The sequence below is a fragment of the Roseovarius sp. CH_XMU1461 genome (assembly GCF_037027165.1).
GTDB lineage: Bacteria > Pseudomonadota > Alphaproteobacteria > Rhodobacterales > Rhodobacteraceae > Roseovarius > Roseovarius nubinhibens.
Genome location: NZ_JAYMDV010000001.1, coordinates 535899 through 549360, shown reverse-complemented (window position 1 = coordinate 549360; position 13462 = coordinate 535899). Strand labels below are relative to the sequence as shown.

Annotated in this window: 12 protein-coding genes; 9 read left to right on the top strand and 3 right to left on the bottom strand. The window is 65.1% G+C overall.

The window, feature by feature from the left end; translation table 11 throughout:
* Nucleotides 1–69: 69 nt before the first annotated feature.
* Entirely contained in the window at nt 70–555 is a 486-nt protein-coding gene (gene soxR, locus WA237_RS02625) for a redox-sensitive transcriptional activator SoxR (RefSeq protein WP_336096578.1), read from the bottom strand.
* Between the two features lie 78 nt (nt 556–633).
* Here soxR and WA237_RS02620 point away from each other — a divergent pair, with 78 nt between their 5' ends.
* The 3 genes from WA237_RS02620 (at nt 634) to WA237_RS02610 (ending at nt 2464) form a co-directional block, all read left to right on the top strand.
* On the top strand, nt 634–1008 hold the full coding sequence (locus tag WA237_RS02620; RefSeq protein ID WP_216015940.1) for a VOC family protein: 375 nt from the start codon (nt 634–636) through the stop codon (nt 1006–1008).
* Nucleotides 1009–1196: 188 nt separating this feature from the next.
* A complete protein-coding gene (locus WA237_RS02615) occupies nt 1197–1958 on the top strand; it encodes a cytochrome c oxidase assembly protein (RefSeq protein WP_336096577.1) in 762 nt (253 codons plus the stop codon).
* Nucleotides 1955–2464 (top strand): CopD family protein, encoded by a 510-nt coding sequence (locus WA237_RS02610; protein ID WP_336096576.1) that lies wholly within the window; start codon nt 1955–1957, stop codon nt 2462–2464. Before WA237_RS02615 ends, WA237_RS02610 begins: the two co-directional genes overlap by 4 nt.
* On the opposite strand, the gene WA237_RS02605 is transcribed toward WA237_RS02610, so the two are convergent.
* A complete protein-coding gene (locus WA237_RS02605; protein ID WP_336096575.1) occupies nt 2434–2988 on the bottom strand; it encodes a DUF2231 domain-containing protein in 555 nt (184 codons plus the stop codon). The genes WA237_RS02610 and WA237_RS02605 overlap by 31 nt on opposite strands.
* Nucleotides 2989–3114: 126 nt before the next feature.
* Between WA237_RS02605 and WA237_RS02600 the strand changes: the two genes are divergently transcribed.
* From WA237_RS02600 to WA237_RS02575, 6 genes are all read left to right on the top strand, one after another.
* Nucleotides 3115–3663: a cytochrome c oxidase subunit II gene (locus WA237_RS02600; protein ID WP_336096935.1), complete on the top strand. Its 549-nt coding sequence runs from the start codon at nt 3115–3117 to the stop codon at nt 3661–3663.
* Nucleotides 3660–6116, top strand: coding sequence for a cytochrome c oxidase subunit I (gene ctaD, locus WA237_RS02595; protein WP_336096574.1), 2457 nt, complete (start codon nt 3660–3662; stop codon nt 6114–6116). The genes WA237_RS02600 and ctaD overlap by 4 nt, the downstream gene beginning before the upstream one ends.
* Nucleotides 6117–6126: 10 nt before the next feature.
* Nucleotides 6127–6444 carry a hypothetical protein gene (locus tag WA237_RS02590; protein ID WP_336096573.1) on the top strand — a complete coding sequence of 106 codons (318 nt, stop codon included), beginning with the start codon at nt 6127–6129 and terminating at the stop codon, nt 6442–6444.
* 172 nt (nt 6445–6616) lie between these two features.
* Nucleotides 6617–8023: a cysteine--tRNA ligase gene (cysS, locus tag WA237_RS02585; protein WP_336096572.1), complete on the top strand. Its 1407-nt coding sequence runs from the start codon at nt 6617–6619 to the stop codon at nt 8021–8023.
* Nucleotides 8020–9630 carry a citramalate synthase gene (gene cimA, locus WA237_RS02580; RefSeq protein ID WP_336096571.1) on the top strand — a complete coding sequence of 537 codons (1611 nt, stop codon included), beginning with the start codon at nt 8020–8022 and terminating at the stop codon, nt 9628–9630. Before cysS ends, cimA begins: the two co-directional genes overlap by 4 nt.
* Nucleotides 9620–10393: a squalene/phytoene synthase family protein gene (locus tag WA237_RS02575; RefSeq protein ID WP_336096570.1), complete on the top strand. Its 774-nt coding sequence runs from the start codon at nt 9620–9622 to the stop codon at nt 10391–10393. Before cimA ends, WA237_RS02575 begins: the two co-directional genes overlap by 11 nt.
* An 18-nt stretch (nt 10394–10411) precedes the next feature.
* Here WA237_RS02575 and WA237_RS02570 read toward each other — a convergent pair whose 3' ends face one another.
* On the bottom strand, nt 10412–13462 hold the full coding sequence (locus WA237_RS02570) for an efflux RND transporter permease subunit (protein WP_336096569.1): 3051 nt from the start codon (nt 13460–13462) through the stop codon (nt 10412–10414).

The following is a 13462-nucleotide window of genomic DNA, read 5'->3' as shown; positions in this document are numbered from 1 at the left end:
TTCCGTCAAGTGATGTGTGATCGCCCGAGACGTGGCCGAGCCGGGCAGGGCTTGTCAATCACATTCGCCTTATTTTTGGGCAGAGGATCGGTCGGGCGGGGTGTCCCCCAAGAGGTAGCGCGGCCCGGAGCCGAGCTGTTTGGCCCGATCGCGCGGGTTGTAGAGCGCGCAGGTCTTGAGCGACAGGCAGCCGCAGCCGATGCAGCTGTCGAGCTTGGTCCGCAAAAGCTGCATCCGGGCGATGCGGGCGTCGAGTTCGGCCCCGAAGCGGCGCGAGATGCGCGACCAGTCGGCTTTGGTCGGGGCGCGGTCGACGGGCAGGGAAGAGAGCGCCTCGCGGATTTCGGCGATGGTGAAGCCAAGCCCTTGGGATATTTGCACGAAAGACAGGCGGCGGATGTCGGAACGGGCATAGCGGCGATGGCCGGAGGCGTTGCGCCCCGGCGCGATCAGCCCCTCGTCCTCGTAGTAGCGGATGGCCGATGGGGCGAGGCCGGTACGGTCGGAAATGCTGCCGATGCTCAGTGCGGAATTTGATAAGGCGTTGGTTTTCATGGAAACTTACCTATTGATCTCAAGTTAACTTAAGAAAGTAGAGTGTTTTTCGAGATAAATCAAAGGAAAGGACATCCCATGCATCTCGAACATGTGAACATCACGGTGCCGGACCCAAAGGCCAGCGCCGCCAAGCTCGCCCAGATCTTTGGCTGGAAAATCCGCTGGCAGGGGGCGGCGATCAATGACGGGTTTTCCGTGCATATCGGCGATGACGAGAGCTATCTCGCGCTCTACCGGCCAGGTCGGCCGCTCGAGCCGATGGGCGAGACCTATAGCTATGTCGGCGGCATCAACCATGTCGGCGTGGTGGTGACGGATCTGGCCGCGACCGAGGCGCGGGTGCATGAGGCGGGCTATAAGCCGCATAACCACGCCGATTACGAGCCGGGGCAGCGGTTCTATTTCGACGGGCCGGATGGGATCGAGTTCGAGGTGGTGAGCTATGCCTGATCGCCGCTGATCTCGGGCGCTTTGCGAGACGCCTCCGGCCATAGCCTGGCCGGGGGCGTTGTCCTGTCTTGCGTGCCATGACCGCCAGAGTTGACGAAAGCCGCAATCGCCACAGTTTTCCCAAAGAGGCCGCGACTTTTCCGCAGGGGCGGGAGGGGACGGCCCGGTGATCTGGAGGCGAGAGCGGGATGGCGTTCGAACTCATCGCGGGCAGTTATTGCGGGGCGGCCCCGGTGCCGGAGACCGCGCTTGGCGCATGGAATTTCGATCCCTTTCTGCTTTTCGCGCTGACGGCGCTCTTGATCCTTATGCGGCGCGATGCGCGGGGGGTGGCGGCGGTGGCGGTGCTGACGCTCGCCTTTGTGTCGCCGCTTTGTGCGTTGTCGGTGGCGCTGTTCTCGGCGCGGGTGGTGCATCATTTGCTTCTGGTGCTGGTGGCCGCGCCCTTGCTGGCCCTGGCCCTGCCGGGGCGCGCGGGCCGGGGATCGGCGGCGGTCTGGTTCCTGCTGTCGACCGCCGCCTTGTGGCTCTGGCATGTGCCGGCGGCCTATGATTTCGCGCTGCGCGATATGGCGGCCTATTGGGTCATGCAGGTGACGCTCTTGGGCTCGGCCCTTGGGTTCTGGCGCGCGGTGCTCGGCCAAGAGCCGGGGTTTCAGGCGCTGCTCTGGGCCTTGGCGGGGCTCATTCAGATGGGGCTCTTGGGGGCGTTGCTCACCTTTGCGCCGCAGGCCCTCTATGCCGCCCATGCGGTGGCGCCGTTGAGCTGGGGGCTGACGCCTCTGGGCGACCAGCAGCTTGGCGGGCTGATCATGTGGGTGCCGGCGATGCTGCCCTATCTGGTGATCATCGGCCATCTCGCGCGGCAAAGCTGGGGGCGCGCTGGGAGAGCAGAGACTGCGGGAGCAGAGACTGCGGGAGCAGAGACTGCGGGAGGGGAGGCCGGATGATGGATCTCGTGGCGCTCATCCCGCATGTGAAGGCCCTGCATATCGGGATGCTTTTGCTGTGGTGCGCGGGGCTTTTCGCGCTGCCGGTGATGCTGGCGCGGCATGACGCGGCGATTGGCCAAGAGGAGTATGCGCGGGTGCGCCGGGCGACCCATTTCACCTATACGATGTTTCTGACCCCCGCCGCCGTTCTGGCCATCGCCTCGGGCACGGCGCTTATTTTCCTGCGCGAGGTGTTTGAGCTGTGGCTTTTCGTCAAGCTGGTGGGCGTGGCGCTCTTGGTGAGCTTTCACGTCTGGCTTGGCTATGTGCTCGTTCATGTGGCCGAGCAGGCGGGCCCCGAAGAGGTGCCGCACCCGGGCTGGCCGCTGGTGATTCTGGTGGGGCTCGTCCTCGGGCTGCTGGCGCTGGTGCTGACCAAGCCGGAGCTCAACGAGATCCCGATGCCCGGATGGCTCAGCGAGCCGCGGGGCGTTCAATTGCCCTTTGACGTTCCCAGACGATAGTCGAAAACGAGTTTGCCGCCATGCCATCCCGTCACCATCACCACGAGCACGTTAAAGCCCGACAGGAGGATGCCATAGGGCAGGATCGCCTCTTCGAAGCCTTGCAGGCGATAGCCCCAATTGGCGCCGAGCAGCGACAGGAGCATCACGGCGATGACGAAATGGGTCCAGGCCGGGGCGCGGATGCGGATGCCGGGGACGAGCAGCAGTTCTGCCGTGCCGGTGAGTCCGGCCAGCAGGCCAAAGAGAAAGGCCGTGCCCGCCGCCCAGACCGCCGCGCGCGCCCAGAAGAGATCGCCCGACAGCCAATAGAGCGCGTCGGCCCCGAAGGTGCAGAAGGTCAGCGCCACGGGGAAGGCGACGCTCATCGCGTGGATCGGGTGGCCCCAGATGCCGACGAAAGTTTCCGTCTCGTCATAGCTCGGGTGATCGGCGATCGGATCGACGAGCGGTTCGGGCGGGGTGGCCTTGCCACTGTGCCGCGCGGGTTTGTGGAGGCTTTTGTCGGGGCTGGTGTCAGACATGGGCGGGGCCTTTTTCGCTATGCGTCTGTCGGTCTAACGCTCTTGGCGCTGCAAGGTTGCGAAGAAACCCTGTCGGTCGTTCATCCAGCGGGGCCGGCGGCCTCGGCCATCGCCTCATTGTGGTGGGTGTTGCTGATTGGGGCAACGCTCATCTTTGGGTTTGTGGCGGGGTTGATTGCCTGGGGCTGGCGGCGGCCGCCGGGGGCGGTGAATGAACGCGGCTTCGTGATCGGGCTCGGCCTTGTTTTCCCGGTGGTCGTGCTGCTGGCGCTTCTGGCCTATGGGTTGGTGATCGGCGAGCGGCTCTTGCCCCGGGCCGCGCCGGAGGTGGTGCGGGTCGCGGCAGAAGGGCGGCAATGGGCGTGGCGGTTCCGCTATGAGGATGCGCCGGAGCGCGAGACCGAGAATGTGCTGCATATCCCGGCGGGGCGGCCCGTCGATGTGGCGATCACCTCGGTCGATGTGATCCATAGCTTCTGGGTGCCGCGTCTGGCGGGCAAGCTCGATGCGGTGCCGGGGCATGTGAATACCCTGCGGATCGAGGCCTATGAGCCGGGGCGGTTTGCCGGGCTTGGGGCCGAGTTCAACGGGCGCGGCTATCGCGCCCATCGGTTCGAGGTGGTCGCCCATGAGGAGGCGGCGTGGCAGGCGTTTTTGCGGGGAGAGACACCATGAGCAGCCTCAAGCGACATCGCGCCCTGAGCCGGATCTGGGCGTCCGATCCGGGCTGGAAGGGCTGGTTCACCACGGTCAACCACACCGATCTGGGGCGGATGTTCCTGACGGTGGCGGTGTTTTTCTTCGTGGTGGGCGGGGTTCTGGCGATGCTGATCCGGGCGCAGCTTGCCACGCCGCGATCCGCATTCCTCGGGCCGGAGCATTACAATCAGGTGTTCACGATGCATGGGACCATCATGATGTTCCTGTTCGCGATCCCGGTGTTCGAAGGCTTCGCGGTCTATCTCTTGCCCAAGCTGCTCGGCTCGCGCGATCTCGCCTTTCCGAGGCTCACCGCCTACGGGTTCTGGTGCTATGTCTTCGGCGGGTCGATGATGATCTTTTCGCTTCTGTGGGGCATCGCGCCGGACAGCGGCTGGTTCATGTATCCGCCGCTGTCGTCAACGCTCGGCGCGCCTGGGATCAATTCGGATTTCTGGCTCATCGGGATCACTTTTGTCGAGATTTCGGCAATTGCCGCGGCGGTCGAGATCACCGTGACGGTGCTGCGCTACCGGGCGCCGGGCATGTCGCTGTCAAAGATGCCGATTTTCGCGTGGTATGCGCTGGTGACGGCGGTGATGATCCTCACCGGGTTTCCGCCGCTGATCCTCGGGTCGATCCTGCTCGAGCTGGAGCGGGCCTTTGACATGCCGTTCTTTCAGGCGGCGGCGGGGGGCGATGCGCTGCTGTGGCAGCATCTTTTCTGGCTCTTCGGGCATCCGGAGGTGTACATCATCTTTTTGCCGGCGGCGGGGGCGATTTCGACGATCCTGCCGGTGATGGCGCGGACCGGGCTGCTTGGCTATGGCTGGATCGTGGCGGCGGCGGTGGCGCTCGGGGTGCTGAGCTTTGGGCTCTGGGTGCATCACATGTTCACCACCGGCATTCCGCATCTGGGGCTCGCGTTTTTCTCGGCCGCCTCGACGCTGGTGGCGGTGCCGACGGCGGTGCAGCTCTTCATCTGGATCGGCACGCTGGCGAAAGGCGCGCCGCGGCTGCATCTGCCGATGCTCTGGCTTCTGGCGTTTTTCGCGACCTTCGTGATTGGCGGGCTGACCGGGGTGATGGTGGCCATCGTGCCGTTCGATTGGCAGGTGCATGACACGTATTTCATCGTGGCGCATCTGCATTACGTGCTAATCGGCGGGTTTGTTTTTCCGATGCTGGCGGCGCTCTATTACTGGTTGCCGCATTTCACCGGGCGCAAGATCTATTTCAACCTCGGTCCGACGGCGTTCTGGCTCGTCGTGATCGGGTTTCACGGGACGTTTCTGCTCTTGCATTGGGCGGGGCTTCTGGGGATGCGCCGCCGGATCGACAGTTTCGAGCCCGGTCAGGGCTGGGAGGCGATCAACCTCATCGCGTCCGTGAGCAGTTTCGTCATGGCCATCGGCTTTGCCCTCATCGCGATCGATGTGATCGTCTCGGTGCTGGCCTCGGTGCGCGGGTCGCGCGATCCTTGGGGGGGCAGCACGCTTGACTGGGCGATGCCGACGCCGCCCGCCGCCTATAATTTCGCGAGCCTGCCCGAGGTGAGCGCCCGCGATCCGCTCTGGGCCGACCCGGACCTGCCGGCCAAGATCGCGCGGGGCGAAGGCTATCTCGGCGATTGGGCGCGGGATCGGCGCGAGACGCTGACGGTCGAGGTAACGACCGGCGCACCGCGCTATGTGGTGGTGTTTCCGGCCAACACGGGGTTTCCCATGGCGATGTCGGCGGTGACGGGGCTGTTTTTCCTCGGCCTACTGACCAAGGCCTATTGGCTGGTGCCCTTGGCGCTGATCGGCGTGGTGGCGATGGCGCTTTATTGGGTCTGGGGGCTCTTGCCCCGGCGCGGGGAGGGGGCAGTGCCGGTGGGGCGCGGTCTGTCGCTCGTCACGGCGGCCGAGGTGGCCGATCCGCCGGGCTGGTGGGGGTCACTCTTCTTGCTCTTGGCCAATGGGACATTCTTTGGCTCGCTGCTCTTTGGCTATAGTTTCTACTGGACCATTGCGCCGAACTGGCCGCCGCCGGCCTATGCCGAGTTGAGCCTTGTCGGTTGGGCGCTCTTGGCTCTGGGCGTGGTGCTGGCGCTCTTGGGCACGCGGGGCGGCGCGGGCGCAGGCCACGCGCTAGCGGCTCTGGGCACTCTGGCGATTGCGGCGGTCGGGGCGAGGGTGCTCTGGCTGGTGCCGGACCCGACGGTACATGCCTATGATGCGACGGTCTGGGTTCTGGCCGGCTATGGCATCCTGCATCAGGGGATTGCCGCGCTGATGAACGGGGTGATCGTGGCGCGGGGGATCGCGGGCCACGGGGCCGAGACATGGCAGGGCCCGGCGCGAATTGCGCGGCTCTGGACCGATTATGGCGTGATCTCGGCCACGCTCGCCTATGGGGCGGCGGTTTTGCCGGGGGCGCTGTCATGAGGGGGGTATCATGAGAGCGGTTCTGTGCCTGTCGCTGCCCTTGACGCTCTGGCTTGCCGGGTTCAGCGGGCTATACGCGCTGCATGGGCTGTTTTGTTCGAGCCGCTGGGTCGAGGGGAGTGCGGTGTTCTGGCAAAGGCCGGTTCTGATCGGGGTCGGGGTGTTGCTGATCGGGGCGCAACTGATCCTCGCGGTCGCGCTGCAGTCAGAGCGCTGGCGCTCGGAGGATCGGACATTGCGGCGGGTGAGCCTCCTGCTATCGCTGGCGGCGGTGGGCAGCACGGTCTGGATCCTCCTGCCGCTGGTCTTGGTGACGGGGTGCCGCTAGCGCCAATCGCTTGACCCTCATGTGCCTCCCGGCCTATGGTCGCCCCATGACCAAAAGCTGCATCACCATTTGCTGCATTACCTGCTGAGACATTTCGGCGGGCCGGTCTTCTATTTCCAACATGTGATGAAGTTGCTAAGCCCGCCGCGGAGCCCCCGTGCGCGAGGATAACATGACCGAGATCAAACTGCATAACAGCCGGAGCCGGACCAAAGAGGTGTTCACGCCGCTCGATCCGGAGAATGTGCGCATGTATGTCTGTGGGCCGACGGTTTATGACCGGGCGCATCTTGGCAATGCACGGCCGGTGGTGGTGTTCGATGTACTCTATCGGCTGTTGCGGCATGTCGCCAAAACGAATGGCTGGGGCAAGGTCACCTACGCGCGCAATTTCACCGATGTGGATGACAAGATCAACGCGCGCGCCGCCGAGAGCGGGCGGGCGATTGGTGAGATCACCGCCGAGACGACGCAATGGTTTCTCGACGATATGGCGGCGCTCGGCGCGCTTGAGCCGGATCACATGCCGCGTGCCACGGCCTATATTCCGCAGATGATCGCGATGATCGAGGGGCTGATCGAAGGGGGTCACGCCTATGCCGCCGAGGGGCATGTGTTGTTCCGGGTGCGGTCCTACGAGGCCTATGGCGGGCTGTCGGGGCGGTCGGTCGATGACATGATCGCGGGCGCGCGGGTCGAGGTGGCACCGTTCAAGGAAGACCCGATGGATTTCGTCCTGTGGAAGCCGTCGGATGCGACCCAGCCGGGCTGGGACAGCCCTTGGGGCTATGGGCGGCCCGGGTGGCATATCGAGTGTTCCGCGATGAGCTATGAAATCCTGGGAGCAAGTTTCGATATCCATGGCGGCGGCAATGATCTGATGTTTCCGCATCATGAGAATGAGATCGCGCAGAGCTGCTGTGCCCATCCCGAGGGGCAGTTTGCACAGGTCTGGATGCATAACGAGATGCTGCAGGTCGAGGGCAAGAAGATGTCCAAGAGCCTCGGCAATTTCTTCACGGTGCGCGATCTGCTCGATCAGGGGATTCCGGGCGAGGTGATCCGGTTTGTGTTCCTGAGCACGCATTACCGCAAGCCGATGGATTGGACGGCGGAGAAGGCGGCGGGCGCGGAAAGCAAGCTCGACGATTACATCAAGAGCGTGGCGCAATATGGCGATCTGGGGGCGGCGCGATCCACGGCGCCGATGGAGGAGATCGTGCAGGCGCTGGCGGATGATTTGAACACCCATGCGGCGTTGGTTGGGTTGGATCAGTTGGCCAATCACGCGATGGGCACCGAGCTGGCGGCGAACCTGGTGTTTCTGGGGCTCTTTAGCTTTGAGGAGCTGGAGGCGCGGGTGGCGCAGTTGCAATCCGGCAAGGATGGGCTCGCGCCCTTGGCCGAGCTCTTGGGGCAGGTCCGCGCGGCGGCGATGGCGAGCAAGGATTTCTCTGAAGTGGACCGGCTCAAATCGGCGTTGCTCGAGGCCGGGGTCGAGGTGCGGATGAGCAAAGAGGGTGTCGAGCTTGTGCCGGGGCCGAATTTCGATCCAAGCCAGTTGGAAGGTCTGTCATGACCCGCGAACGGATCTACCTCTATGACACGACGCTGCGCGATGGGCAGCAGACGCAGGGTGTGCAGTTCTCGACGCTTGAGAAACAGGCGATTGCGCGCACGCTCGACAAGCTCGGCGTTGATTATATCGAGGGCGGCTGGCCCGGGGCGAACCCGACCGACAGCGCGTTCTTCGAGGATGCGCCCGAGACCCGCGCCATCATGACCGCCTTTGGCATGACCAAACGGGCGGGGCGGTCGGCGGAGAATGACGAAGTGTTGGCCGGGGTGCTCAATGCCGGGACGCGGGCGGTCTGTCTGGTGGGCAAGACCCATGATTTCCATGTCGAGACGGCGCTTGGCATCAGCCTGGACGAGAATATCGAGAATATCGAGCGGTCGATTGCGCATCTGGTGGCGCAGGGGCGCGAGGCGCTGTTCGATGCCGAGCATTTCTTTGACGGCTACAAGGCCAATGCGCCCTATGCGCTCGACTGTCTCAATGCGGCCTATCGGGCAGGGGCGCGCTGGATCGTGCTCTGCGACACCAATGGCGGGACGCAGCCCGGCGAGATCCATGACATCACACGCGCGGTGATCGCGGCGGGTATTCCCGGCGCGCGTCTCGGCATCCACACCCATAACGACACGGAACAGGCGGTGGCGGGCAGTCTCGCGGCCATCGAGGCGGGGGCGCGGCAGATCCAGGGCACGCTCAACGGGTTGGGCGAACGCTGTGGCAATGCCAATCTGACGTCGCTCATCCCGACCTTGATGCTCAAGGAGGTCTATGCCAGCCGGTTCGAGACCGGGGTGACGGCGGAGGCGCTCGAAGGGCTGACCCATGCGAGCCAGATGCTCGACGATATTCTCAACCGGGTGCCGCGGCGGCAGGCGGCCTATGTCGGGGCCTCGGCCTTTGCGCATAAGGCGGGGCTTCATGCCAGCGCGATCCTGAAAGACCCGAGCACTTATGAACATATCGACCCGGCAGCGGTGGGCAATGCCCGTATCGTGCCGATGTCGAACCAGGCGGGGCAGTCGAACCTGCGCCGCCGTCTGGCCGAAGCGGGGCTGAAGGTCGAGGCCGGGGACCCGGCGCTCGCGCGCATTCTCGAGGAGGTCAAGGCGCGCGAGGATCGTGGCTATACCTATGACAGCGCGCAGGCGAGTTTCGAGCTGCTCGCCCGGGCCGAGCTTGGCCAGATGCCGGCGTTTTTCGAGGTCAAGCGCTACAAGGTCACCGTCGAGCGGCGCAAGAACAAGTATGATCAGATGGTGTCGCTCTCTGAGGCGGTGGTCGTGGTCAAGATCGACGGCGAAAAGACGCTCTCGGTCAGCGAAAGCATGGATAAGCATGGCAGCGACCGGGGGCCGGTGAACGCGCTGGCCAAGGCGCTTGCCAAGGATCTCGGACGCTATCAGAGCGCCATCGACGACATGCGGCTCGTCGATTTCAAGGTGCGGATCACCCAGGGCGGCACCGAGGCCGTGACCCGGGTCATCATCGACAGCGCGGATGGGCAAGGGCGGCGGTGGTCCACGGTGGGCGTCAGCCCGAACATCGTGGATGCCTCCTTTGAGGCGCTGCTCGACGCGATCAATTGGAAGCTCTTGCGTGACGGCTGATCCTCTCGATTTCACCGCCTGTGCCGAGCTGGTGCGGCGGGGCGACATGCCCCGGTTCCGGGCCGCGATGGCGGCGCCGGTGGCGGCGCGGCGGGTGCTCTTGCCGCTCTATGCGTTCAATCTCGAAGTGGCGCGGGCGCCTTGGGTGACCAAGGAGGCGATGATCGCCGAGATGCGGCTTCAATGGTGGCGCGATGCGCTGGCCGAGATCGCCGCGGGCGGCATGGTGCGGCGGCATGAGGTGGTGACACCGTTGGCGGCGGTGCTCGACCGGACGAGCGCCGAAGAACTCGACGAGCTGGTGCTGGCGCGGCGCTGGGACATCTACCGCGAGCCGTTCGAGGATGAGGCGGCGTTTCGCCAGCATCTCGATCACACGGCGGGGCATCTTCTGCGGGCGGCGATCCGAGGGCTTGGCGGCACGCCGGGGGCTGGGATCGACGATGCCGGGTTTGCGCTCGGTCTGGCGAATTGGCTGCGGGCGGTGCCGGCGCTTGAGGCAGCGGGGCGGGTGCCCTTGGTCGATGGCCGCCCGGAGGCTGTGCAGGCGCTGGCGCAAGAGGGGCTCGACCGGTTGCGGGCGGCGCGGCGGGCGGGTGTTGCCGCCGAGGCGCGGCCTGCGATGATATCGCTCTGGCAGGTCGAGGGGGTGTTGCGCCGGGCCGCAAGCGATCCGCGCCGGGTTGCCGATGGCGCGCTCGAGCCGTCGCCGTTTCGGGATCGGCTCGGGCTTGTCATGACGGCGGTGACCGGGCGCTGGTAGCGCGCCCGGTCTGAGAGATCAGGCGGCGGCTGCCGCGGCGATGGCCCGGCGTTCCGAGCGGGCAAAGATCACATAGTAGAAGACTGGCGCGGCAATCAGCGTCAGCACGCTGGCAAAGGCCAGACCGCCCATGATCGTCACCGCCATGGAGACGAAGAACGCATCCCCCAGAAGCGGCAGCATCCCGAGGATCGTCGTCGCCCCGGCAAGAACCACGGGCCGCAGACGCGACACGCAGGCCTCGACGATGGCTTCGCGCAGGGGGCGGCCCTCGGCGCGGACGAGGTCGATCTCCTCGACCAGAACGATCCCGTTCTTGATGAGCATCCCCGACAGCGACAGAAGGCCCAGCAGCGCGGTGAAGGTGAAGGGCAGCCCGGTGCCCAGCAGGCCAAGCGCCACGCCATTGACCGACATCGGCACCAGAAGCCAGATCACGATGGGCTGGCGCACCGCGTTGAACAGCAGGACCGAGATCAGCACCATGATGAGCAGGCTGAGCGGCAGCTGGCTGTTGAGGCTCGCCTGCGCGTCAGAGCTGCTCTCATATTCGCCGCCCCAGGTCAGCGCATAGCCCTGCGGCACATGGATGGCCTCGACCGCCTCGCGGATCTGGCCAAAGACCTCGGCGGCGGTGCGGTTCGGCGGGATATCGGCCCCGACCGTGAGCGTCGCCACCCGGTCGCGGCGGTGGATGAGCGTGTTCTGCACCTCGGCATGAAGCCCGTCGATCACCTGCTCGATGAGCATGAAATCCTGTGCATTCTGCGACCAGACGGGCTGATCCCGGAGGGTGCTGCTGGCGTCAGGGGATTGGCGCACGATGATCGGGATCTGCCGTTCGCCTTCGCGGTAGAGGCCGCCGGTGATCCCGTCGGTGGCAAAGCGCAGGGTGGAGGCCACGTCATCGCGGCTGATGCCGGCGCTCTGGGCGCGTTCGGTGGCATAATCGGGCCGGATCACCAGTTCCGGTTCGCGCCAATTGGTGCGCGGGTCGAGCACATCGGGCGAGGTCGCCTCCATCACTTCGATCACCTGCTGGCCGATCTGGTGCAGCATGACCGGATCGGGGCCGGAGACGCGCAGCTCGATCGGGTCGCCGCCGCCGGGGCCAAAGACCAGACGGCGGGTGCGGAATTCGCCCTGCGGCAGGGCCTCGCGGCCGAATTTTTCGAGATCGGCGCGCAGGGCGGGGATCGTGTCGATGCTCTCGGTGCGGATGATCATATGCCCATAGCTCGGGTTCGGTTTTTCCGCGGAGTAGGTGAGCATGAACCGGGTCGCGCCGCCGCCGGCATAGCTTGTGTAGGCGGTGACCTCGTCGCGGTTGTCGAGCCAGTCTTCGATCACCGCGAGATCATCGGCGGTGTCATGCACGGTGCTGCCCTGTGGCAGTTTGTAATGCACGAAGAAGAGCGGCGTGTTGGAGTTCGGAAAGAACTGTTGGCGGATCTGGCCGAACCCGATGAGGCAGAGCACGGTGATGCCGACCAGCCCCGCGATCACCAGCCAGCGCGCCTTGAGCGCGGCGCGCAGCGTGGCGGCATAGGCGCGGAACATCGCGCCGCCATAGGCATCGGCACCGCCTTCCGTGCCACGTTTGAAGAAGTAATGCCCCAGAAGCGGCGTCACGGTGATCGCCAGACCCCAGCTCAGCAGGAGTGAGATGCCGATCACCGCGAAGAGCGAGAAGAGAAACTCGCCCGTGGCGTCGGGGCTGAGCCCGATCCCGGCAAAGGCCATGATGCCGATGACCGTCGCGCCGAGCAGCGGGATCTGCGTCTTGCCCGCTGTGTCCTCGGCGGCCTCGCGCGAGGATTTGCCCTGCTGCATGGAAATCTGCATGCCCTCGGCCACCACGATGGCATTGTCGACGAGCATCCCCATCGCGATGATCAGCGCGCCGAGCGAAATCCGCTCCATCTCGATCGAAAAGATCGCCATGAAGAAGAGCGTGCCGACCACGGTCAGCAAGAGCGTCGCACCAACCACGGTCGCGGCACGCCACCCCATGAAGAGCGCCAGCACACCGACCACGATGGCCACCGACATGGCGAGGTTGACGAGGAAATCATTCGATGCCTCTTCGACCACGAGATGCTGTTGGTAGATGGGGTTCAGCGTCACGCCATAGGGGATTTCGGCAAAAAGCTCGGCGATGCGGTCGTCGACACGGTGACCGATCTCGACGATGTTCTCGTCGGCCCGGCCCGCCACGCCGAGCGAAAAGGCGGCGTCGCCATTGTGGCGCAGGAGAAGCGAGGGGTGATCGACAGGACCGCGATGGACCTGGGCCACGTCAAAGAGGTTGAGCACCTCGCCATTGACCCCGATCGACAGGCCCGAGATTTCTGACACGCTGTCAGAGCCTTCGGGCGCTTCGATCACGGTGCGGCGGTTGCCATGTTCGACGCTGCCCGCAGAGGCCACGGAATCGGCGGTCGAGAGCGCCTGAACCACGGCCTGCGGCGGGACATTATGGGCGACCGAGAGGGCAAGCTCGGGCTCGACGAAGATCGCCTCTTCGGGCAGGCCTGCGAGTTCGACATCGGTGACGCCATCGACCGCGAGCAATTCCCGGCGCAACCATGTGCCGAGGCGGTAGATCTCGGCATCGGAATAGCCGGGGGCGGTGACCGCATAGTAGAGGCCAAAGACATCGCCGAACCCGTCATTGACCAGCGGCGCGCCGACGCCCGAGGGCAGGTTGCGCGCCGCGTCGCGGACCTTGGCGCGCAGCTCGGTCCAGATGTCGGGGAGCATGTCGCCGTCATAGGTGGAATGAACCTCGACCTCGATCAGCGAGCGGCCCGGTTGGTTGACCGAGGTGATCTTGTCGATCTCGCCCATCTGCTGAATGGCGGATTCGAGCGGCTCGGACACTTCGCGGGCCACCTGATCGGCGGAGGCGCCCGGGTAGCTTGTCGAGATGACCGCCTGTTTGATGGTAAAGGCCGGGTCTTCGAGACGGCCGAGCGAGGCAAAGCCCCAAAGCCCGCCGAGAAAGCAGCCAAGGATGAGAAGCCAGGTCAGGATCGGCTTGTCGATGGAGGCGCGTGCGATGGTCAT

Bases quoted from the DNA above. Each gene is read 5' to 3' on its own strand.
- WA237_RS02570 (WP_336096569.1), bottom strand. From the start codon at position 13,462: ATGACCATCGCACGCGCCTCCATCGACAAGCCGATCCTGACCTGGCTT.
- WA237_RS02610 (WP_336096576.1), top strand. From the start codon at position 1,955: ATGATGGATCTCGTGGCGCTCATCCCGCATGTGAAGGCCCTGCATATC.
- WA237_RS02605 (WP_336096575.1), bottom strand. From the start codon at position 2,988: ATGTCTGACACCAGCCCCGACAAAAGCCTCCACAAACCCGCGCGGCAC.
- WA237_RS02620 (WP_216015940.1), top strand. From the start codon at position 634: ATGCATCTCGAACATGTGAACATCACGGTGCCGGACCCAAAGGCCAGC.
- soxR (WP_336096578.1), bottom strand. From the start codon at position 555: ATGAAAACCAACGCCTTATCAAATTCCGCACTGAGCATCGGCAGCATT.
- WA237_RS02590 (WP_336096573.1), top strand. From the start codon at position 6,127: ATGAGAGCGGTTCTGTGCCTGTCGCTGCCCTTGACGCTCTGGCTTGCC.
- cimA (WP_336096571.1), top strand. From the start codon at position 8,020: ATGACCCGCGAACGGATCTACCTCTATGACACGACGCTGCGCGATGGG.
- cysS (WP_336096572.1), top strand. From the start codon at position 6,617: ATGACCGAGATCAAACTGCATAACAGCCGGAGCCGGACCAAAGAGGTG.
- WA237_RS02615 (WP_336096577.1), top strand. From the start codon at position 1,197: ATGGCGTTCGAACTCATCGCGGGCAGTTATTGCGGGGCGGCCCCGGTG.
- ctaD (WP_336096574.1), top strand. From the start codon at position 3,660: ATGAGCAGCCTCAAGCGACATCGCGCCCTGAGCCGGATCTGGGCGTCC.